The organism is Bacteroidales bacterium (assembly GCA_016709865.1).
GTDB lineage: Bacteria > Bacteroidota > Bacteroidia > Bacteroidales > VadinHA17 > LD21.
This window is the reverse complement of sequence record JADJLX010000001.1, coordinates 107508-129991: the sequence shown is the minus strand read 5'-3', so window position 1 is coordinate 129991 and position 22484 is coordinate 107508. Positions and strand designations below refer to the sequence as shown.

Below are 22484 nucleotides of genomic sequence, written 5' to 3'. Positions count from 1 at the left end.
TATATGAACCATCTTGAATCTGCTTTCAAAGGAAAAAACAGCCTCTGGCGTTATGTTGTTATGATTTTTGCCATTATTGTTGCGTCGAACACAATAGGAGCAGTGCCGTTGCTGATTTCAATGGCGATTAAGTCTGTATCCAATCCCGAGATTTTCGCACAGCTTTCTGCAAATCCAAACGATTACAGTGTTTTGGGACTCGATCAGAACATCCTTCTTATTATGATGCTCTTTCCATTTATTGCAGGTCTGGCAGCGTTTGTCCTGCTGGTTAAGCCATTGAACAACAGGTCGCTGAAGATGACTATCAACGGTACCGGCATGATAAGATGGAACCGTTTCTTTGTTTCAGGAGCTGTATGGCTGGTCATCTCTGCGCTTTATCTGTTTTTCTATATGAAATTTGATCCGTCTAATTTTGAAATAAATAATAAGACGATTTCTCTTCTGACTCTCTCTCTGATTTCAATACTGCTGATACCCTTTCAGGCTGCGTTTGAGGAAGTCCTTTTCAGGGGATATCTCATGCAGGGCCTGAGTGCAATTATTAAATTCAGATGGTTCCCGCTGATAGTCACATCGTTAATGTTTGCCTTGATGCATGGTCTTAATCCTGAGGTAAAAGAATTTGGCTTTCTTACAATGATGCCGCAGTATATTGTGTTCGGACTGATTTTTGGTATTATTACGATAATGGATGACGGAATAGAAGCTGCTATGGGAGCGCATGCAGCAAACAATATCTTCTTGTGCATTATGGTAACAAATAAGGCTTCTGCATTACAGACTCCGGCTCTGTATGAACAGATAAATATTTTCCCGTGGACAGAATTTGTGGGATTGCTGTTAAGTGGAATTGTGTTTATTCTGATCCTGAAATATTTCTTTAAATGGGAAAGTTTTAAACCATTGTGGGGGAAAATAGACGTAATCTGATCTCGTTATAGTGCTGGAGATTCCTCGCTAACACTCGGAATGACAGGGAATTATGGTATAATAAGGGGGTCGGAGAAGAATTGTGTGCATTGCATACAATTCTTCTCCGACCCCCCCACTGTTTAAATAAAAACTGTCATTCCGAATGAAGCGTAGCGGAATGAGGAATCTCCTAAATAAGAGCAGTATCAGATTCCGTAAACCGAGGTAGTATCCTCAGTTCTGAAGTCACCCCACTTCTGTTTTATTTCTTCAATTATTACTCTGATATCATCTGCCTCCGGAGCAGTAAGAAGTTTCAACCTTGTTTCCTTGAAATGGGGAAGCCCCTTAAAATAATTTGAGAGATGGCGGCGCATCTCGAAGATGGCTCTTTTCCCTTCTTTAAACTCAAGTGATTTATCGAGATGAAGAAGAGCGATGTCAGCTTTTTCAAGAACTGATGGCTCAGGTAATAGCTCTCCTGTCTTCAGGTAATGCTTTATATCTCTGAAAATCCAGGGTCTTCCTACAGTTGCCCGGCCAATCATAATGCCATCAACACCATATCTGTCGAACATCTCCTTTGCTTTAACCGGACCATCAATATCTCCATTGCCTATAATTGGTATTTTCATTCTCTGGTTGTTCTTCACTTCCCCGATGAGTGTCCAGTCGGCCTGTCCCTTGTACATCTGTGCCCGTGTTCTGCCATGTATTGTTAAGGCCCTGATACCAACATCCTGCAGCTGTTCTGCCACATCTACAATTATCTTACTGTCATCGTCCCAGCCCAGTCTTGTTTTTACTGTTACAGGTAATTTCACAGCTTTAACGATTGCCTCCGTCATTTCAACCATCAGGGGAATATTCCTCATCATTCCTGATCCGGCTCCCCTGTTTGCTATTTTCTTAACCGGGCAGCCGAAGTTAATATCTATCATTTCGGGTTGTGCCTCTTCGGCGATATGAGCTGCTTCTACCATTGCATCGATGAGGTGTCCGTAGAGCTGAATTCCGATTGGCCGTTCATAATCGTAAATGTCAAGCTTCTTTACACTTTTCAGTCCATCCCTTATAAGTCCGTCAGATGAAATGAACTCTGTATACATAACATCGGCACCCATATTCTTGCATACCATCCGGAATGAAGGATCTGTTATGTCTTCCATTGGTGCAAGGAAAAGCGGGAACTCAGGCAGCGATATGTTGGCGATTTTCAAGAGTAATTTATTATCTTTAATTTTATAACGATAGATCCTTTGTGATCCATTGTGTTCCCGATAGCTATCGGGACTTTGAGTCCTTAGCGGTTATTTTTTTACCACGAAGGACACGAAGTTCAACACGAAGGGACACTAAGGAAAAAGTGCTAAAATCTGCTGCAAAATTAACAAAATGAACGAGAACCGGAGCCATTTCACATTATACGGCAAATCTCCTCTCCTGCAATTAGTTGTGGCACTTCTGATTGCATTTATTTTAGGAGGGGCAATTTTCCTGGTTTTGTTTCTGGCAGGACTACCTTTTTCAGGGATTGATTTTGGAGCAATGTCTGAAGATATATTTGCTGATATTGGAGATAAGGACATAATGTTCTTCAGATACCTGCTTATCGTTCAGAGTATTTCTTTTCTGTTAATTCCTGCAATAATGGTAAGAAGGTTATTACTGCCTGATATTAAATCTGGTCTGAATGATTTTAACAAACCGAATTTCAATGAAATAGCCATAGTTGTTTTACTCGCTTTCTGCATTCTTCCGGTCAATGGTATTGCAGGAGAGATAAACTCAGCAATGAAATTTCCCGAGTGGTTATCAGGTCTTGAGGAGTGGATGAGGTCAAAGGAGGATGAGGCAGCGGATTTGATTGGATTACTTCTCACTTCTGACAGTGGCGGAGTACTGTTTCTGAATCTCTTTATTATCGCGATTCTTCCTGCAATAAGTGAGGAGTTGTTTTTCAGAGGTGTTCTTCAAAGGATTTTTTACGGTTTTTTCAGGTCGCCTCATACAGCAATCTGGCTTACAGCAATACTCTTCAGCGCTATCCATCTTCAGTTTTATGGATTTGTCCCAAGGTTAATCCTGGGTCTCTCTTTCGGGTATCTTTATTACTGGGGACGGACACTCTGGCTGCCGTTGGTTGCTCACTTTGTAAATAATGCAACGGCGGTTGCCGGGGAATATCTTCAGGGATCTGAACCTGCAGAAGTTGTTTCTGAAATGGCAGACTGGACCAGGTACCTATTTCTTCCGGCTCCGTTAATTATAAGTGTGATTATCCTGTTATATTTCAGGCATAAATTCGAGAGGGAAAAGACAGAAAACCTGAAAATTACAGAGGAAGCTGATCAGGCCCAATTCTGATCTGAAATCTCTTTAGCAACAGATCTTTCAAGTTCATTTTTCCTGTAAAAGTATACGAGTCCGTATTTCTCACAGTCAATTTTCCGTTGATCTTCGGGAAGGGATGAATGTGTTCCCTCCACTTCATTCCAGAGATTGAGAATAATTTCATCAGCCTCTTTTCTGAGACTTTCATTTTTTTCAAGAAATCCCTGGGTCCTCTTTGCCAGATTATTATGATGAGTCCAAGCTTCCAGAAAATTTTCAAATCGCACTTTAACAACAGCGATTGTCGGATTTGTTATCGGACTTCCGCCTTTTCTTATTCTGAACTCTTCCCCTTCAATAATTCTCCTTCCCCAGCTCATCAGTTCATTTTCTGTGTTTAGCGATGGTACAGTTGAATCATCTGTAGCAAGTCCGTAATATGCTCTTGTTTCAACAGGTAACTCTCCGCGGAATATTGCCATATTCATTACACGAATGAAGTGTGTCAGATACAAACGTGCTTTCTTCAGTATCTCGTTATAGTCTTTGCTTTTTTTGTTCTGAGTGGCTAAAGCCTGTCTGTATGAAAGAATATTATGCTCAAACTGTGGAAGAAACTTCTGCAGCCGTACTACATTTTTTGAGGAAAATGCTAATTTATGCGGTGGCAGCTCTTTTCCCTTTTCAAGAGCCGTCTTCATTGCCCTGATCCTGGCAGTGTCGGTGTTAGGAAGTCTTCTGTATGGCATATCCGAAAAATGTTAATAAGATGTTGATAACAGATGCGAATATAACAATCATTTGTTAATAACCAAAGGTATTCGCATAATTATAACATTGAGTATTAAAATTTTGATTTTTATTTTTCGGATTTAGAATTGTTAATAATTTCACAGCTTATTTACGTAACAATTTACACTCTTATCATTCTGTTTGCACCAGACCCTGCAGTTTTTTGAAGTAAGCATATCCAGAATAGGAGCAGGGATAAATGGAGTTGTCAGTTCAAATATTTCATTCTGACTCAGTCCGCTGGTCTGATGAAGTATTTCATTCATCGGACTTCCTCCTGAGTTTATAAGAGGTGTTGCATCATATCTTTTTACAATACGTTTTTCATCGAACCATTCAGGGGGAATCTCTGAAAGGTAGGCCGATGTTTCACTTTCCGCTTTCATCGTTTCCTGACCAACCTCTTTCCGCAGACGGTTAACAATTGTATCGACGCTAAGTCCGCCCACAACTGCTATCTGTTGCAGAGTGGCAACACGTGCAACAGTTTTCCTGAGAATAGGATTCTTCAGTTTTTCAAATGAGGGAGACATTTCCATTAAAACCGACTCCAGCTGAGGATAGGTGTCTAATAGTTCGCCCACTTTTGTTTTAGGAGAAATAATCATATCATTTTGCTGAATAGGATAATAACCTTTGTTCTCCTTCAAGTGCCCTTAGTTTGGTAAGATCCTGAGTAAATTCAATTGTCCCGAGGTATTCTCCCTTCTTCCCTCTTAAGGCAAAGTATTCAATATAAATGAATCGTCCATGCATCTGGATCCAGAAAGCAGCACTGCTTTGTGTTCCGTTTTTGAAATCGCTGAGGATCTGTTCAACCACATGAACGCTTGATGGTGGATGACACATTCTTACATCGCGTCCGATTATTGCCCTGTTCCGGGTGAAGATCCTGTCGGGACCCAGACTGAAGAACTTTACTTTATCATCCTTATCAACGAAAGTGATGTCGATCGGAAGCGTTTTGAAGAGTGCTTCCAATTCATTTAAACTGAAACTGCCCGTAGAAAGAGGTATGCTGTTACCTGTATTATATGTTACTTCACCTGTAGTGATTCCTTCAGGTGACCATTCAATCTGAGGATCATAAAGGCAGAATCCAAACTCACTTGTCTGCTGATAAACTGAATACCAGTCATCGTCAGTAAGTTTATCCATGCTCATCGGAAGGAGAATTTCTTCTTCTTTGGAGATCATATCTGACACCCCTTTTACTGCAGGAATCAGTACTAGCTCAGAAATAGCTTCCACTTCATCAATTGTCAAAAGCTCTTTTGTGCCAACTGCTTCAATAGCTGTTTTTAACAAATTTCTTATTTCATCATGTTTCCCCCACATAACTTTTGGAGGACCGGTAATTTCATATTTTTCGAGGAAGGGGAAAAGAAGATATTCCTTCCTCTTATAATGCTTGTCAACATCCATCAGGTTGTTCAGGTTTGCCTGTACTTTTAGCAGCCATGGTTTTATTTCATTTTCTTTAACAGATTTTAATTGACCAAACAGGATTTCGAGTTCAGCTATTACCTTTTCAAGTTCACGATTCTCCTTCCGGAAGGTATCTACAGGATGCCCTTCAGGGATAGCTTTTGCACCACTCTGATCGATATGTCCATCGAGCACAAGCTGATGAATGTCGCATAGCTTCAGTACTTCTTCAACAGGAAGACCTTCAGAAATTAATTCCTGTTCAACCTCAACAACTTCATCATATGGGATTGAATGCAGTAATTCAACAAGTCTTTTCCGAACCAGGTCGGGTGCTTCACCACTGTGAAGCTGAAGGATCATATGTTTCAGCAGATCCTTCCTTTTTTTTGAGTTATTTATTATATCGCTCATATTTTAAATTTTTTAATTTTCATGAATAGTCAGTAAGAACACTTATTAAATCCTTGCAAGTGCAATACAGGCCGCATGGAGACTTATTGTCAGAATCAGATACAGATTCCTGGCGTTTTCCGGTTTCATGTTAAGGAATTTGTATTTAATAGAGTTATGATGACAGCCGGCAAGACAGTCTCCGCATAGAGTACATGTTATTGAAGGCTTTGAGTTTCTGATGTCCACCGGGTTCAGGGCATCGTATTTACAGAATTTTGTGCAGTGCATACAGAGTGTGCAACTTTGATCGATGTACATTCTGAATGGATTAACATGCTTAAAGATATTCACTACAGTACCAACAGGACAGTACATTACACAATGGACCATCTTTTTCCTTTTAACAGAAATCAGTATCATAATTGAAATACCTGTTAGTCCGAAAGCAACCGCAATAATTGTTGCCAGCAGCATTGATACATTCAGCCATCTCAGAATTATTGCCATAGCGATTACGAGAATCAGTATAGTTGATTTGATTGCAGCTTTATGTTTGAGAATTTCCCTTGACGTTTTTCCGCCTGAGGCCAGATTATCGAAAGCTCCGAAATAGCATAGATGGCTGCACCATGCCGGACCAGTAAGTATTACAGTACTCAGGAAAAGTATAGTCATAACCGACAGCTGGGCCCTGTATATTGGTCCCCCGATAATCATCATCGGTATCGGGAGATGAAGTTTGCCTGTCATCAGAAATTTTTCAAAACCTGACAGTCCTATAATAAGTTGTGTGAAAAAGATAATTGAGAAAAGAGTCCATGTTATCTTTCTCCACTTAGGAACATTAATCGGGTCCTGCATTTTGAAAGCAACAAATGCGCCATAGATGGCGATCAGTAATATTTCAATCCAACCTGCTCCCTCAATAAAGCGTTCGGCAAGTATCATAGGCCTTTCAACTTTAACCTGCACAAATGCAAGAAGGATAAACGTGAGAGCAAATACTATGAGGGGCAGCTTGTATTGTTTATTTTTCATTTCGGTATTTCAGTTAGGCTAAGCTCTTTTTTATAGACTTTCTCTGCAAGACTTTGTACTGTTTCTTCTGATACCAGCTTATTTATGGAATATCTGATAGGAGCATATTTCTCGTGAAGGGGACATGGATTATTCTCATTGCAGTGTTTAAGACCAAAACCGCAACCTGAAAATGATTTGTCTCCCTCAGTAGCAGTAATTAGTTTAACGAGCGGCAGGTCAGGTTTGTTTTCATCGAAAAAAAAGCCGCCACCTTTGCCTTTAAGTGATTCTAAAAGCCCGACCCTGACAATCCTTTGAAGAATTTTTGCAGTATAAAAAGGAGGCGCCTCAATCTCTTTTGCTATTTCGGCTGTTCCGGGCCTTCTGTTCTTAAGGTTTTGTAACTTAATGTAAACCAGGCCTCTGAGAGCGTATTCGGTTTCTTTGTTAAACATTGTGCATCAGATATTAAATAAATGATTGTGCAAAAATAATAAAATTATTTTACAAAATACCAAAAGACCATTTTGTCTTTTAATAAACTATTTATAACTTTGCATCGTTATTTAATTTATAAAAATATGAAAAAAGACATTTCAATCGGTGAAATTGTTGCTCTGGATTATCGTGCAGCATCTGTTTTTAAGGAAGCCGGGATTGACTTCTGCTGCGGCGGAAAGAAAAGCGTAGATGAAACATGTTCTGAAAAGGGTATTGATAAAACTGCCCTCATGAAGAAACTGGAGAATCTTGAATCAACACCAAATACAACCACTCACAATTTTATTGAATGGGAGCCCGGATTTCTGTGCGACTATATAGTTAATACACACCATAAATATGTATTAAGAACTCTTCCGGAGCTTGTGGCCTATACACAAAAGATTGCAACTGTGCATGGCGACAGGCATCCGGAGCTGCTTGAGGTAGCTCAGCTCTTCTCAGAGATTAACAGGGAACTGCTTCAGCACCTTAAAAATGAGGAGGAGGTCTTCTTTCCTGCAATAAAGGAGCTCATTGCTACTGGTTCGGATAAGGCAAAAGCAGTTGTTCTTTCTGAAATTTCAAGATTATCAGGCGAACATGAATTTGCAGGAGGAGCAATGGATAAAATAAATGTAATTACAAAAGGCTACCTGTTACCGGCTGACAGCTGTAATACATACAAGGTATCATTTACTCTTCTGGAGCAGTTTGAAGATGACCTGCATACACATGTTCATCTCGAGAATAATATTCTATTCCCTAAGGCTTTAAATCTGTAAAACCTCTAATAAATATTTAACTTATGACAACAAGAAAACTTTGGATTGGCTTCATTGCGGTAATGGTACTCTCCTTTGCCGTACTGCTCTTCTTCGGTAGAGAGATTTACCGTCAGGCACCTCCAATACCTGAAAAGGTTATCACCCCCGATGGTACTGTTTTATTTACAGGTCAGAATATAAAAGATGGCCAGAATGTATGGCAGTCACTCGGAGGACAGGAAATAGGTACTGTTTGGGGACATGGGGCATATCAGGCTCCAGACTGGAGTGCAGACTGGCTTCATAAGGAAGCTGTCTACATACTTAACAAACTTGCTCTCGAACAGGATGGTTTGCTTTATGAAAACTTAAGTGAAGAGAGGAAAGCATTTCTTAAGATCGTGCTGCAGAAAGATCTGAGAAAGAATACATATGATCCGTCTTCCGGAACACTAACCGTTTCAGAATTACGTGCTGAGGCAATAGCTTCGAACAGTAAATTTTATGGCGGACTCTTTACAAATGATCCTGCTCTTGCTGATCTGCGCGATGCGTACTCAATTCCTGAGAACTCACTTAAAGATCCGGAGAGGGTTCCTCTTCTCAATTCATTCTTCTTCTGGGTTTCGTGGGCCTGTGTTACAGAAAGGCCAAATCAGGCAATTACTTATACAAATAACTGGCCGGCAGAGGAGCTGGTTGGGAACAGACCAACAGGGTCACTGTTACTCTGGACAGGTTTCAGTGTAATTGTGCTTCTTGCAGGTATTGGCCTGATGGTATGGTATTATGCGCGCAGACGTTCCGATACTGAAGATAGTTTTCCTGCCACATTCCCTTTGCTGAAGGAGACTCAGACACCATCGCAGAAAGCAACTGTCAAATATTTCTGGATTGTCTCAGCTCTTCTTTTAGTTCAGGTTCTGATGGGCGTAATAACCGCACATTATGGTGTTGAGGGTCAGGCTTTTTACGGCATCCCTCTGGCTAAGTTTCTTCCATATTCTATATCAAGAACATGGCATATTCAGATAGCCATTTTCTGGATAGCAACTTCATGGCTTGCCACCGGATTATACTATGCTCCGGCAATTTCAGGTATCGAACCTAAGTTTCAGAAACTGGGTGTCAACTTTCTTTTCGGAGCCCTTTTATTTATTGTTCTTGGTTCACTAATCGGACAATGGTTCGGAGTGATGCAGAAACTGGGATATGTACAGAATTTCTGGTTAGGTCACCAGGGATATGAATATGTTGATCTTGGCAGATTCTGGCAGATCTTCCTTTTTGTCGGACTTATAATCTGGTTATTGCTGATGGGAAGGGCTATATGGCCTGCGCTTGTTAAGAAAACTGAAAGTAAAAACCTTCTGATTTTGTTCCTTATCTCAACAATTGCAATTGCAGCTTTTTATGGTGCGGGTCTGATGTGGGGCAGGCAGACAAACCTCGCAGTTGCAGAATACTGGCGCTGGTGGGTTGTTCACCTCTGGGTTGAAGGTTTCTTTGAAGTGTTCGCTGCTGTCGTTGTGGCATTCCTTTTTGTTCGACTAGGAATTCTGAAAGCAGCAACTGCTACCACGGCAGTTCTCTTTTCAACTATCGTATTCTTATCCGGAGGGATACTTGGTACTTTCCATCATCTTTACTTCACAGGAACACCTACTGTAGTTATGGCACTAGGTGCAACTTTCAGCGCACTTGAAGTTGTACCTCTTGTCCTGATGGGATTCGAAGCATGGGATAATGTGAAACTGAGCAGGAGCACATCGTGGATAAAAGCCTATAAATGGCCTGTTTACAGCTTCATTGCAGTAGCGTTCTGGAATCTGGTAGGGGCTGGTATTTTCGGATTCCTAATTAATCCTCCGATCGCACTTTATTATATGCAGGGACTAAATACAACTCCGGTTCACGGACATACTGCTCTCTTTGGTGTCTATGGGATGCTTGGAATCGGACTGATGTTATTCGTTTTACGCGATATGAATAAAGAAGCAGTCTGGAAAGAGAAATGGATAAAATTTGCCTTCTGGAGCATCAATATCGGACTGGCTGCAATGGTATTAATCAGTGTTCTTCCAATAGGACTTGCCCAAACAGTCGCGAGTGTTAAGGAAGGTCTCTGGTATGCCCGTTCTGCAGAATTCCTTCAGCTGCCGGCCATGCATACACTGAAGTGGCTCAGAGTAATAGGCGATACAATATTTGCTGCCGGAACTGTGTCTCTTGCATGGTTTATATTCGGGTTGAAAGGAGGCTGGAGCATAGAGAAGAAGTGACTAAAGTTTGGAGTGAGCCAGAGTGACTAGAGTTATAGTAGTATTTAACTTTAGTCACTCTAAACTCTAGCTCACTCTAGTCACTTATTAAGATTTAGTTCTAACTTAGTGGTCTAATTTAGACGATCCGCTATGTTTAAAAGTGAAGTATATACAAAAAGGAGAGAAGAACTCCATAAAAAAATAAAATCAGGTTTGGCATTATTCATCGGCGCTGTTGAGGCACCCATGAATTATCCTGCAAACACTTACCATTTCAGACAGGATAGTGACTTTCTCTATTTCTTTGGTCTCGATATCCCGGGCTTTGCCGGATTAATGGATTTCGATTCCGGGAAAGATAAAATATTCGGCAATGACTTTGATATGGACGACATTATCTGGATGGGTCCGCAACCAAAAGTTAAGGATCTTGCACTTAAAAGCGGAATCACAGAGACTGCACCAATGTCAAAGCTTGAAGAAGTTATTAAGGACGCTCTTTCCAAAAAAAGGAAGGTACATTTTCTGCCTCCTTACCGGGGAGAAGCAAAAATGACGCTCGGTTCCCTTTTAAAAGAGAATCCCTGCCAGATGAAGACTCTCGCATCGGTAGAGCTCATAAAGGCTGTGATATCAATGAGGTCGATAAAGGAAAAAATTGAAATAGACGAGATTGAAAAGGCAGTTGATATAGCATATGAGATGCACGTAACCTCTATGAAAATGTGTAAGGAAGGGGTTAAGGAACAGGACATTTTCGGAACTCTTGAGGGTATTGCATTATCTAAAGGAGGCGGAACATCATTTCCGATAATTCTTAGTATAAACGGTCAGACCCTTCATAATCACGGACATTCCAATATCCTGAAAAAAGGAAGGATGATGGTGACTGATGCAGGTGCCGAAACGAACATGCATTATGCTTCAGATATAACAAGAACTACTCCTGTTGGGGGTAAGTTCAGCCAGCAGCAAAAAGATATTTATGAAATAGTACTGAAGGCTAATACTGAAGCTATCAAAGCCACAAAGCCGGGAATGTCAAACCGCGATCTTCACTTTATGGCCTGCACGATAATTGCAACCGAACTGAAAGCTCTGGGTATAATGAAAGGTGATGTGAATGAGGCTGTAACTGCAGGCGCACATGCTCTTTTCATGCCTCACGGCCTGGGCCACATGTTGGGTCTGGATGTTCATGATATGGAGGCACTGGGAGAAAATTTCATCGGATATAATGATGAGGTAAAACGAAGCGAACAGTTTGGTACCGCATTTCTTAGGTTTGCCCTTCCGTATAAACCAGGGCATGTATTCACCGTGGAGCCAGGTTGCTATTTTATTCCCGAGCTTATAAGCTTGTGGAAGAATGAAGGGAAATATAAAGAATTCATTAATTATAACAAGCTTGATGCATATTTGCCAATTGGAGGTATAAGAATTGAAGATAATGTTCTTATAACCGATAAGGGGCACAAACTTCTTGGCAAACCTATACCAAAGACTGTAAAGGAGATAGAATCGGTTTGTTCCTGATTTTTCTCTGTGTAACTCTGTGTATTCTCAGTGGCTCTCTGTGACAGTTCTTTTTTTGTTACACAGAGATCCACAGAGGAATCACAGAGGTTCACAGAGAAAAACTTTCAGATCAATTGGTTCTTCTTGCCTGACCCGGAAATACCGCAATGCTTTCATGACCGCCAGCATCAACAGATTGTATTCCGAAGAAATAATTATCCTTTGAATAGGGGAGCCTTGCTTCTGTCCCGGTAACAAAGATCTTCTTTTCCCATAGCGGCTGAAATGTTTCACGCATCAATATATAATATCCGGCCGGTTTGGTTCCTGAAACCGGAGCGGTCCATCTTAAGGTAGTATTATTTGTAAGTCCTGCTGTAACTATACCACAGTTTGAAGGTTCATAGGGAGCCAGGGCAAGGTTGGCAATTGTTGCCAGGTTGATCCCTGCATTTTTTCTTACATATTCATAATCAACATATTCGGGAAGATCTCCTTCCTGTATTCCATTTACGACTGCCGGTATCTTATGAGTCCTGTCGTAGTTTTCATTAAACTCACAAATCCTTACCGCAGTGAAGCCAGCCTGGCAGAACGGTGTATGATCGCCACCTCTTCCGAACCTGTCATTTCTGAATATAAGGGTCACATTCATCTGATCAACATATCTCTCACCAGTCTCCTTAATATATCTTGCCAGCTGACGTGATCTGCTGTCGTTTTCACCAGCTGTGTATTTTCGAAGGGCAGCCATCTGCTCCGTTTCAAGTGCCGGAACACCTTCACTGAAGACTCTGACACGCATATTGTCATTAAGTAATGTTTCACTTGAGCCGCTGTTTCCGATCATGTCATTATTTAGCATTGCGATAATGTTCCATTTTTCATTTTTAGCCTTTTCGGCCATAAATTTCGCACCATACAACCCATGCTCTTCTCCCGAGACAGCCATAAATATTATTGTTGCCGGGAATTTTTTTGTTGACATAATTCTTATTAATTCCAGAATAGCAGCTACACCTGAACCGTCATCGTTTGCTCCGGGAGCAAAGCTTGTATTGTCACTGTCTAGTGCTGCCCTTGAATCGAGATGAGCACTTATCAAAATTTTCCTGTCATCATTTGGATCTGTTCCTTTCAGTGTAGCAACAACATTTTTCAGTTTTGTTTCCTGAGTAATCCGCTGACCCTCACCGCCAACTGTATAATCGACAAACTCAACTGATAATCTTCCGCCTGACGCAGGGATACTCTTCTCCATTTCGGCTTTTATCCAGTTCCATGCAGCACCGATACCCTTAGCCGGATCGTCCTGGACACTCAGATTATGGCGGGTATGAAAACTGACCATTTTCCTGACATGCTGTTCGATTTTTTCGCGGGAAATTTCATCGACCATTTTCTTTATTTCCGGGTCGTGGTTAATAAGTGTTTGTCCTACACTTATTATTGTAATCGAAACAAAGAATATAAGAGTTATTACTTTTTTCATCTTAGTAATATGTTTTGGGTAAAGATATAAATATTAAGAAAGATTTTATTTTACCGCAGAGAACCGCAAAGGAAAAAAAGAGAACCGCAGAGGATTAAAATGGTTGATTTTCTCTGTGGCACTCTGTGAAAGACTGAGCTTGTAGAAAGCCTCTGTGGATCTCTGTGTAAAAAAAAGAGTTGTCACAGAGTTACACTGAGGAGTCACAGAGTTGCACAGAGGGAAGAATAATTAGTATGCTTTGAAGTACTCCCTGTTCATCCGGGAGATATTTGTGAGCTTGATCTGTTTCGGGCATTCAGCTTCGCATGCGCCTGTATTTGAGCAGTTTCCGAAACCAACTTCATCCATTTTGGCAACCATTGCCCTTACTCTGTCTATTGCTTCAACTTTTCCCTGAGGCAAAAGAGCAAACTGAGATATTTTTGCAGAAACAAAGAGCATCGCTGACGCATTCTTACATGCAGCAACACATGCCCCACAACCGATACATATGGCAGAATCGAAGGCATTGTCGGAGTCCTTCTTCCTGATAAGAATATTATTGGCTTCAGGGGCAGCACCGGTATTAACGGATATGAATCCGCCTGCTATCTGAATCTTGTCGAAAGCAGTTCTGTCAACAATAAGGTCTTTAATGACCGGGAAAGGTTTCGCTCTCCATGGTTCGATCCAGACTGTCTGGCCCTCTTTGAAAAACCTCATTGAGAGATGACATGTTGTTATTGCAGGAATCGGTCCGTGAGGATGCCCGTTTATATACATTCCGCAGGATCCGCAGATTCCTTCACGGCAATCGTGATCGAATGCAACAGGATCTTTATCTTCCTCTACCAGCCTTTTATTGAGAGCATCAAGCATCTCAAGGAATGCCATCTCAGGTGAGACATTATCCATCTGGTAGGTTTCAAAGTTACCTTTGGATTTTGCATTTTTCTGGCGCCAGATCTTCAGTGTAAGCTTCATATGCTTTCTATTATTAGAATAATATTATTTTCGATAAATTATTTGGTCAGAGGTACGAGGTACGAGGTATGGGGAAGAAATTTTAATCTTTTTAGCCCCGCACCCCGTACCCCGCACCCCGCACCCTTATTTGTAGCTCCTCACTTTCATTTCAACTTCTTCAAACTTCAGTTCTTCCTTGTGTAAGATAGGCTGTTTGCCCTCACCGGCATATTCCCATGCAGCGACATATGCAAACTCGTCATCATTTCTCATGGCTTCACCATCGGGTGTCTGAAACTCTTCCCTGAAATGCGCACCACACGACTCTCGTCTGTTAAGAGCATCTGTAACAAGCAGTTCTGCGAGTTCGAAATAATCCGCAACACGTCCTGCTTTTTCGAGTTCCATATTGAGTTCATTAGCCGGGCAAGGAATATTCAGGTCTTTATAGAATTCTTCTTTCAGATCGTTGATCAGACCAAGCGCCTTTTTGAGACCTTCCTCATTCCTTATCATTCCGCAATAATCCCACATAATCTTACCGAGACGTTTATGAAATGATCCGGCTGATTGTTTCCCTTTTATTGATATCAGTTTATTGATCCTGTCAACAGCCGCTTTTTCTGCTTCAGCGAATTCAGGTTTATCCGTAGAAATTTTTGCCACGCTTATTTCATTCGACAGGTAGTTGCTTATAGTATTCGGAAGAATGAAATATCCATCACCTGACGCCTGCATCAGAGAACTGGCTCCAAGTCTGTTTGCACCATGATCAGAGAAATTGGATTCACCGATTGAATATAATCCGGGTATTGTTGTCATCAGCTCGTAGTCGACCCATAATCCGCCCATTGTATAATGACCGGCCGGATAGATCCGCATTGGTTCCTCGTATGGATTTATTCCGGTAATGTTCCTGTACATTTCAAAGAGGTTGCCATACTTGTTCTCAATTGTTTTCACTCCCTGCTTCTTAATTGCGTCCCTGAAATCAAGATTTACGGCAAGTCCGGTTTCGCCAACACCATATCCGGCATCGCATCTCTCTTTTGCTGCCCTTGAAGCAACGTCACGTGGCACAAGGTTGCCGAATGTAGGATATCTGCGTTCGAGATAATAATCTCTTTCATCTTCCGGGATCTCGTTCGCTTTACGCTTGTCCCCTTTTGTTTTTGGTACCCATATACGACCATCATTACGTAATGATTCCGACATCAGGGTAAGCTTTGACTGGAACTCATTTAACTGAGGAATGGAAGTTGGGTGGATCTGGACAAAACTAGGATTAGCAAAGAAGGCTCCTTTTTTATGGGCTTTCCATGCTGCAGATGCGTTGGAATTTACTGCCAGTGTAGAGAGATAATATATAGTTCCATAACCACCTGTAGCCAGTACAACAGCATGAGCAGCATGCCTTTCAATTTCACCTGTTAAGAGGTTTCTTGCAATTATGCCCCGTGCTTTACCGTCGATTAGTACAAGGTCGAGCATTTCACGACGGGGGTACATTGTTACATTACCTTTTTTTATCTGCCTGTTAAGAGATGAATATGCTCCGAGAAGACACTGCTGACCGGTCTGACCTTTTGAATAGAATGTTCTTGAGACCTGCACTCCTCCGAATGACCGGGTATCGAGTGTGCCTCCGTAATCGCGGGCAAAAGGAACACCGAGTGCGGTGTAATGATCAATGACTTCATTACTTACTTCAGCCGCCCGGTATACATTCGCTTCACGAGCCCTGAAGTCTCCTCCTTTAATCATATCATAGAAAAGACGGTACACACTGTCTCCGTCGCTCTGGTAATTTTTCGCAGCATTGATACCTCCCTGGGCGGCGACTGAGTGTGCGCGGCGGGGGGAATCCTGATAACAGAATGTTTTTACGCTGTACCCGAGTTCTCCCAGAGCCGATGAAGCACCAGCACCTGACAGACCGGTACCAATTACGATAATCTCAAGCTTTTTCTTGTTGGCCGGATTGACCAGTTTTACCGATGCTTTATATTTTGTCCACTTCTGTGCAAGCGGACCATCTGGTATCTTAGAATTTAGTTTTCCCATGATTTAATATTTTTTCTTTTCTGTATTACCTGAAAAGCCATAAAGAAATTGATATGAATGCGAAACCTGCAGGAAGCAGAATTGCATAAATAATAGATATTACCTTAACAACCGGAGTCCAGATTCTGTGATTTAGTCCAAGTGTCTGGAAAGCTGATCCTAATGCATGATAGAGGTGAAAACCCAGCAGTGTAAAACATGTCAGATAGATATAATTATACATCGGAAGCTTGAAAAGGTTGTGTGCAATTGAGTAAAAATCTTCAGCATCTCCGGGGACTAATCCCAGCTTTACGAAATAGAAATTAAAGAAGTGAAGCACAAGAAATATCAGTACTGAGGACCCAGTCCATATCATAAACCTGGAGAAAAAGGAAGTATCTGCCTTGCTGCCACTTACATAACCAACAGGACGGGCAAGCCAGTTCTGTATCTGAAGCATAATCCCCCATGTAATATGGATCATTATTGCGCCAATCAGGACAATTTCGAAAACTTTGACCAGAGGGAAAGTTGCCATAAAATGGGCCGCCTTATTAAATGGTTCCGGATCGCTTTTAAGAAGCATAAAATTTATCAGAAGGTGAACTGGCAGGAACAATAACAGGAATAGTCCGGCAGTTGCCATCACAAATTTTTTCGAAATAGAAGAAAACAGAATCTTATTCATTGGTTGTGAGCTGTTTGTAAATTTTCTTATTGATGAAAGCCGAAGTTAAACAAAGTTAGGTTTATTATATCATAATTACAATTTTATGCTAATTATCACAACCTTCGGCGCCAATAATTATCTTTACAAGAAGGAAGTGACTAAAGTGCCTAGAGTGCCTAAAGTACTTAGAGTGCCTGGAGAACTAATAATTGAAAAAAAGATTTGGAAATAATTATAAAGTATGATTCATTTATTTGAAGACCATAAAATAAACTACAATGATTCAGGTAAGGGTATTCCGATTGTACTACTTCACGGGTACCTTGAATCCTCGGAAGTTTGGAATGGATTTGGAGAGAAGCTGGCTTCAGAATTCAGGGTGATATCAATAGATTTGCCCGGACATGGAAATTCTGAAGTTATAGGTGACGTACATACAATGGAATTGATGGCATCCATTGTTAAGGATCTTATTGATAATCTTGGACTTAAAAAAGTGTTTCTTGTTGGACATTCGCTTGGAGGGTATGTAACACTTGCCTTTCTGGAATATTTCCCGGAGTACCTGATTGGATATAGTTTGTTTCATTCTCAGCCATTACCGGATACTCCTGAAGCTATTGAAAAGAGGATGCGTGAGATTGCTATTGTAATTGCAGGGAAAAAGCATCTGATGTATCCCGACAATGTTACGAGAATGTTTGCGACTTCAAATCTTGATAAATTTTCAGTGGCTCTTCAGCGGTCGAAGGATATTGCATCGGGGATCCCCGGCAAAGGAATTATTGCAGCCCTTCAGGGAATGATACAGCGACCCTCAAGGCTGACATTTATGGAGGAAGGAAGGGTGCCTTGCCTGTGGATTTTAGGTTCGATGGACAACTATATCCCGGTTGAAGCTATTCAGAAAAGGGTAAAATTGCCCGGGAATGCTACCGTGATCGTACTTGAAAACTCCGGGCATTTGGGATTTATTGAAGAAGAAGGGCTTTCAGTAAAAATATTAAGTGAATTTGTTACCAGATTTTCTTGATTTTTGCCCCCCAACCCCCCTAAAGGGGGGCTAAATATCCACATTTAATGATTGATGATAAGTTGCAGAAATGAACCCCCCTTTAGGGGGGCAGGGGGGCAACATCTTATTTTTTCAAATACTCAATCGCATATTTCAGAGTGGTGTCTATGCTTTCCCATATTGGATAGAAACCTTTATTATCCAGAATATTACGGGCGATGTAGGCTTTTATCTGAGTATGGATTATTTCTCCGGAAGTTTTAAGTCCTGCTGCATCTTTGTTTATGCCATTCTTTGCAGCAAACTGAACAAACTGATCGAGAAGAGCCTGTTTGTCGAGGTATTTTTCCATCTCATCTGCCTCTGTATACTTCTTCAGTGTCTCCCTGTTTTTTTCAGTATAGTTCATGGCAAACCTGTAGATCTGCGATCTCACCTTCATGAAATATGAGGATACTCCTGAAGTATCTACTGGTACAAACTTATCAGGCATGATACCTCCGCCCCCATATACTGTGCGGCCCCCGATTGTTGTAAATTTCAGTGAATCTGAAAAATGTATACTGTCTGAAACTTCAAATTCGCCTCTTGAATATCTTTCGTTCAGATCGTCATAGTATTTGTCAAATCCATCTGAATAAGGCTTTTGTATAGATCTTCCTGATGGTGTATAATAACGTGCGATAGTAAGCCGCATTCCTGATCCGTCGGAGAATGATACAGGCTCCTGGACAAGACCTTTCCCGAAGGAACGGCGGCCAATTATGGTACCCCGGTCATTATCCTGAACCGCACCGGCAAGAATCTCACTTGCAGAAGCACTCCACTCATCAATGAGTATAACAAGGTCACCTGTTTCAAACTCACCATTGCCTGTTGCCCTGGCTTCACTTCTTGGCTGTGCACGTCCTTTTGTGTAAACAATCAACTGATCTTTTTTCAGGAACTGGTTGGCAATCTGAATGGCAGCTTCCATTATTCCGCCGGAGTTTCCTCTCAGGTCAAGGATCAGACTGGTCATTCCCATGCTCTTAAGGTCGCGCAAGCCTTTCATGAATTCATCAAAGGTTGTCATGGCGAAAGTGTTGATCCTCAGATAACCAATTGTGTTGGTAATCATATAATCAACATCGACGCTGTACATCGGGATCTTATCGCGGGTAATCTCGAAGGGTAGTAACTCCTTATGACCGTTTCTGAGTATTTTTATTCTGACAACGGTTCCTCTGGGCCCTTTCAGAAGACTCATTACTTTTTCATCGCTTATATTTTTCCCGGCAACAAGTGAGTCATTCACATAAAGAATCTTATCGCCAGCCTGTAGTCCGAGTTTTTCAGATGGACCGCCTGGTATTGTGCTTATTACTAGAATAGTGTCGGTGAGCATGTTGAAGGAGATGCCTATCCCATCGAAGTTTCCCTGAAGCGGTTCATTGGCTCTGGCAAGGTCTTTTGCAGGTATATAGATTGAATGGGGATCAAGCTTTTTCAGGATTGCAGGGATAGCAGTTTCGATTAAGTCAACTCTGTTCACAGAGTCAACATAGTTCGACTCAACAATATTGAGAATGCTGTTCAGCTTGTCATTTCTTGACCTGATATTCGAATTTTTTGGCTGTTGATCCTCGCCCGGAAGATATCTTCCGATTAATACGCCAATGGCAAGCGATATCCCCAGTAATAAAGGCAGAATAACACTTTTTGTTGAGTTATTGTAGTTCATAGATTTCTTTTTCGGGATCAATAAATACTAGTTCAATACCGGCCCGTTTCAGGAGATCAAGTCCGTCTGTTATACGGTAACGGTTACAAAACACTACGCGTTTTATTCCCGACTGGATGATAAGTTTGGAACACTCCATACAGGGAGATGTTGTTACATAAAGAGTAGAGTCTTCACTGGAATTATTTGACTTGGCAACTTTTGTTATTGCATTAGCCTCAGCATGCAAAACATATGGTTTAGTGATGTTGTTTTCGTCCTCGCAAACATTCTCAAAACCTGAAGGTGTTCCATTATACCCGTCTGAAATAATCATTTTGCCTTTTACAATAAGAGCACCAACCTGTCTCCTTTTGCAATATGAGTTCTGAGCCCATATCAGCGCCATTTCAAGATAGCGTCTGTCGAAAACTTTCTGCTTATCGCCATATGGTCTTATTAAATCCTTTTTTGGCATTTACCCTGAAAATTACACATATTATAAAAGCGAACAAAGATAATTATAAAACTTAAATTACTAATAAAAAGTCAATTGTCGTGCAGTCGTGCGGTCCTGCTGTCGTGCAGTCGAACTGCCGCTTGACGCCAGCTGCCTACTGCCTATTGCCTGGCAATGTTTATAACATTTTAACTTATCAACTGTTTTATATTATTGCATGATATAATTTTGCAAAGATAAATTCATATGGTACGAATTTTGCTTAATTGGTTTGTTGTTTCGGGATAATGTTATCTGAAAAAATTAAATGATATGAAAAAGATCTTATTGTTATTTGGTTTGTCAATAGTCTTTTCAGCTTTATCGGCACAGGAGAAATTTACAGATAAGAGGGATGGAAATGTCTACCGGACGGTAACTTTCGATGGTATTACATGGATGGCAGAAAATCTCAGATTCAAATCCCTTGATGGCGTATATTTTGATAACGACTCTAATAACAGCCCCGGATACGGAGTACTATATGAATGGAAGGCTGCAATAAAAGCTTGTCCTGATGGATGGCATCTTCCGACAGGACATGAATACCTGACTCTTTTCAACCATTTTGAACATAAGGAATCATGGGGCAAAAACGGATCGGATCCTGACGCATTTAATATTCAGCTGGGTGGGATGCAGGATTTTGAAGGTGTTTTTTCAGAAATGGATGAGAGCGGGTATTATTGGACATCAACAGAATATGGAACATATAATGCAGAATATTTCAGTTACCTCATTATTGAAGACAAGGCTGTAATTGATATATCCAGAAAAGAGGATGCAGAGGACATACACGGTACTGAAAAGATCAACAGGTATTCAGTAAGGTGTGTTAAGAACTGAGATGACATTTGCAGAGAAGATCATTTCATTCTATAAAGAAGTAGGTTACTCAGGCACCCTGCCTGACGGAATATCAATAATGAATCCTTTCAGGGAGAATCCGGAAATCTTACCTGTTACAGCACAATTTTATCACAAATTTTATAATGATCATAATCTGAGGCATCTCATTCTGGGAATCAATCCCGGACGACATGGTGCCGGGGTTACCGGAATTCCATTTACAGATACTAAAAGACTTATCGAAAAGTGCGGATTATCAATAGCCGGAGTTCAGACTTTTGAGACATCCTCGGTATTTGTTTATGAGATGATAGAGGCGTTCGGTGGAACTGAAAGATTCTATGGAAATTTTTATATAAGCTCTGTATCTCCCCTTGGATTTACATCAACCGGTAAGAATGGCAACGAGCTAAATTATAACTATTACGACAGCAGGGAACTGACTGATGCCGTATATGATTTTATGATTGAATCGATTGAAAAGCAACTGAATTTCGGTATAATCCGGGATGTCTGTTTTTGCCTGGGTACGGGTAAAAATTATAAATTCATCCATGAACTTAATAATGAGAAAAAGTACTTTGGCAAAATAGTACCCCTCGAACATCCAAGGTTTATAATGCAATATAAATCAAAACAGAAGCAGCTGTATATCTCAAAATACATCAAAGAATTATCTTCTGTTCTCTAAAATTTTCCTGAAACTGTGCGACTTTCAATTCTTATTGTTTATTTTTGTTTCGTAATTAGACGAAATACAAAATGAAAGTGAAAGTATATACTGAAAAGCAGGAGAGGCTGGCAAGGTATTCAAAAGCTTTAGGTCATCCCGCCAGGGTATTTATCATGGAATTTCTTGTGAAGAATACTGACAAGTGCTGTTACAGCAGTGACATGGTTGAGGAATTGCCTATAGCCAGATCGACTCTGTCACAGCATCTTAAAGAGTTAAAAAATGCCGGACTGATACAGGGTGAAATAAATCCGCCATATATAAAGTATTGTATCAACAAGGAAAACTGGGCTGATGCAAGAGAGATGTTTGGTCAGTTCTTCAACAGATAATTCAGGACAATTGGATGCAAAAAAATAAAAATACAGAAATGGAAATAAAAATTTTGGGCACCGGGTGTACTAAATGCAAAACACTGGAGCAACTGACACGGGATGTGGTAAGTAAGAATGCTATTGATGCTACGATAACAAAGGTTGAGGATATCATGGAAATAATGAAATACAACATCATGACAACACCTGCGCTAGTTGTTGACGGAAAAGTCGTTTTGAAGGGACGTATCCCTTCAGCTGATGAGATAAAACAATTGTTAATTAAATAACGGTACTTA

Annotated in this window: 22 protein-coding genes; 10 read left to right on the top strand and 12 right to left on the bottom strand. The window is 40.8% G+C overall.

The genetic code is table 11. The annotated features are described in order from the left end of the window. Positions 1-3 precede the first annotated feature (3 nt). Entirely contained in the window at positions 4-936 is a 933-nt protein-coding gene (locus tag IPJ16_00660) for a CPBP family intramembrane metalloprotease (protein MBK7625711.1), read from the top strand. Positions 937-1124: 188 nt separating this feature from the next. On the opposite strand, the gene dusB is transcribed toward IPJ16_00660, so the two are convergent. Next, entirely contained in the window at positions 1125-2138 is a 1014-nt protein-coding gene (dusB, locus tag IPJ16_00655) for a tRNA dihydrouridine synthase DusB (protein ID MBK7625710.1), read from the bottom strand. Between the two features lie 175 nt (positions 2139-2313). On the opposite strand from dusB, the gene IPJ16_00650 reads away from it, so the two are divergent. Continuing rightward, a complete protein-coding gene (locus IPJ16_00650) occupies positions 2314-3285 on the top strand; it encodes a CPBP family intramembrane metalloprotease (GenBank protein MBK7625709.1) in 972 nt (323 codons plus the stop codon). Here the strand turns inward: IPJ16_00650 and IPJ16_00645 are convergent. The 5 genes from IPJ16_00645 to IPJ16_00625 form a co-directional block, all read right to left on the bottom strand. Next, the gene (locus IPJ16_00645) at positions 3270-4001 is read right to left on the bottom strand and encodes a hypothetical protein (GenBank protein ID MBK7625708.1); all 732 of its coding nucleotides are present in this window, start codon (positions 3999-4001) and stop codon (positions 3270-3272) included. The genes IPJ16_00650 and IPJ16_00645 overlap by 16 nt on opposite strands. A 141-nt stretch (positions 4002-4142) precedes the next feature. Further along, complete coding sequence (locus IPJ16_00640; protein MBK7625707.1) at positions 4143-4694, bottom strand: DUF1858 domain-containing protein; 552 nt, start codon at positions 4692-4694, stop codon at positions 4143-4145. After that, positions 4654-5886: a DUF438 domain-containing protein gene (locus IPJ16_00635; protein ID MBK7625706.1), complete on the bottom strand. Its 1233-nt coding sequence runs from the start codon at positions 5884-5886 to the stop codon at positions 4654-4656. Before IPJ16_00635 ends, IPJ16_00640 begins: the two co-directional genes overlap by 41 nt. A gap of 45 nt (positions 5887-5931) precedes the next feature. Continuing rightward, positions 5932-6906 (bottom strand): 4Fe-4S binding protein, encoded by a 975-nt coding sequence (locus tag IPJ16_00630; protein MBK7625705.1) that lies wholly within the window; start codon positions 6904-6906, stop codon positions 5932-5934. Further along, the gene (locus IPJ16_00625) at positions 6903-7343 is read right to left on the bottom strand and encodes an Rrf2 family transcriptional regulator (GenBank protein MBK7625704.1); all 441 of its coding nucleotides are present in this window, start codon (positions 7341-7343) and stop codon (positions 6903-6905) included. Before IPJ16_00625 ends, IPJ16_00630 begins: the two co-directional genes overlap by 4 nt. 126 nt (positions 7344-7469) lie before the next feature. On the opposite strand from IPJ16_00625, the gene ric reads away from it, so the two are divergent. The 3 genes from ric to IPJ16_00610 all read left to right on the top strand — a co-directional run bounded on the left by ric (position 7470) and on the right by IPJ16_00610 (position 11935). Then, entirely contained in the window at positions 7470-8153 is a 684-nt protein-coding gene (ric, locus tag IPJ16_00620) for an iron-sulfur cluster repair di-iron protein (protein ID MBK7625703.1), read from the top strand. Positions 8154-8176: 23 nt separating this feature from the next. Continuing rightward, positions 8177-10417 carry a nitric-oxide reductase large subunit gene (locus IPJ16_00615; protein ID MBK7625702.1) on the top strand — a complete coding sequence of 747 codons (2241 nt, stop codon included), beginning with the start codon at positions 8177-8179 and terminating at the stop codon, positions 10415-10417. A 132-nt stretch (positions 10418-10549) separates the two neighbouring features. Continuing rightward, positions 10550-11935, top strand: coding sequence for an aminopeptidase P family protein (locus IPJ16_00610; protein MBK7625701.1), 1386 nt, complete (start codon positions 10550-10552; stop codon positions 11933-11935). Positions 11936-12047: 112 nt separating this feature from the next. Here the strand turns inward: IPJ16_00610 and IPJ16_00605 are convergent, their stop codons facing one another. The 4 genes from IPJ16_00605 to IPJ16_00590 form a co-directional block, all read right to left on the bottom strand. Further along, a complete protein-coding gene (locus IPJ16_00605) occupies positions 12048-13409 on the bottom strand; it encodes a M20/M25/M40 family metallo-hydrolase (protein ID MBK7625700.1) in 1362 nt (453 codons plus the stop codon). 231 nt (positions 13410-13640) lie between these two features. Then, positions 13641-14375, bottom strand: a complete 735-nt coding sequence (locus IPJ16_00600; GenBank protein ID MBK7625699.1) for a succinate dehydrogenase/fumarate reductase iron-sulfur subunit — start codon at positions 14373-14375, stop codon at positions 13641-13643. Positions 14376-14501: 126 nt separating this feature from the next. Continuing rightward, complete coding sequence (locus IPJ16_00595; protein MBK7625698.1) at positions 14502-16421, bottom strand: fumarate reductase/succinate dehydrogenase flavoprotein subunit; 1920 nt, start codon at positions 16419-16421, stop codon at positions 14502-14504. A gap of 25 nt (positions 16422-16446) precedes the next feature. Beyond that, the gene (locus tag IPJ16_00590) at positions 16447-17091 is read right to left on the bottom strand and encodes a succinate dehydrogenase cytochrome b subunit (protein MBK7625697.1); all 645 of its coding nucleotides are present in this window, start codon (positions 17089-17091) and stop codon (positions 16447-16449) included. Between the two features lie 223 nt (positions 17092-17314). On the opposite strand from IPJ16_00590, the gene IPJ16_00585 reads away from it, so the two are divergent. Beyond that, complete coding sequence (locus IPJ16_00585) at positions 17315-18106, top strand: alpha/beta hydrolase (protein MBK7625696.1); 792 nt, start codon at positions 17315-17317, stop codon at positions 18104-18106. 106 nt (positions 18107-18212) lie between these two features. On the opposite strand, the gene IPJ16_00580 is transcribed toward IPJ16_00585, so the two are convergent. Both IPJ16_00580 and IPJ16_00575 read right to left on the bottom strand, forming a co-directional pair. After that, complete coding sequence (locus IPJ16_00580) at positions 18213-19811, bottom strand: S41 family peptidase (protein MBK7625695.1); 1599 nt, start codon at positions 19809-19811, stop codon at positions 18213-18215. Further along, positions 19798-20268, bottom strand: coding sequence for a dCMP deaminase family protein (locus IPJ16_00575; GenBank protein MBK7625694.1), 471 nt, complete (start codon positions 20266-20268; stop codon positions 19798-19800). The genes IPJ16_00580 and IPJ16_00575 overlap by 14 nt, the downstream gene beginning before the upstream one ends. Positions 20269-20562: 294 nt before the next feature. Here IPJ16_00575 and IPJ16_00570 point away from each other — a divergent pair, with 294 nt between their 5' ends. From IPJ16_00570 to IPJ16_00555, 4 genes are all read left to right on the top strand, one after another. Next, positions 20563-21135: a hypothetical protein gene (locus IPJ16_00570; GenBank protein ID MBK7625693.1), complete on the top strand. Its 573-nt coding sequence runs from the start codon at positions 20563-20565 to the stop codon at positions 21133-21135. 1 nt (position 21136) lies between these two features. Next, positions 21137-21829 (top strand): DUF4918 family protein, encoded by a 693-nt coding sequence (locus tag IPJ16_00565; protein ID MBK7625692.1) that lies wholly within the window; start codon positions 21137-21139, stop codon positions 21827-21829. A gap of 71 nt (positions 21830-21900) precedes the next feature. Continuing rightward, positions 21901-22203, top strand: coding sequence for a winged helix-turn-helix transcriptional regulator (locus tag IPJ16_00560; protein ID MBK7625691.1), 303 nt, complete (start codon positions 21901-21903; stop codon positions 22201-22203). A 38-nt stretch (positions 22204-22241) separates the two neighbouring features. After that, complete coding sequence (locus IPJ16_00555) at positions 22242-22475, top strand: TM0996/MTH895 family glutaredoxin-like protein (protein ID MBK7625690.1); 234 nt, start codon at positions 22242-22244, stop codon at positions 22473-22475. The last annotated feature ends 9 nt before the right edge of the window (positions 22476-22484 follow it).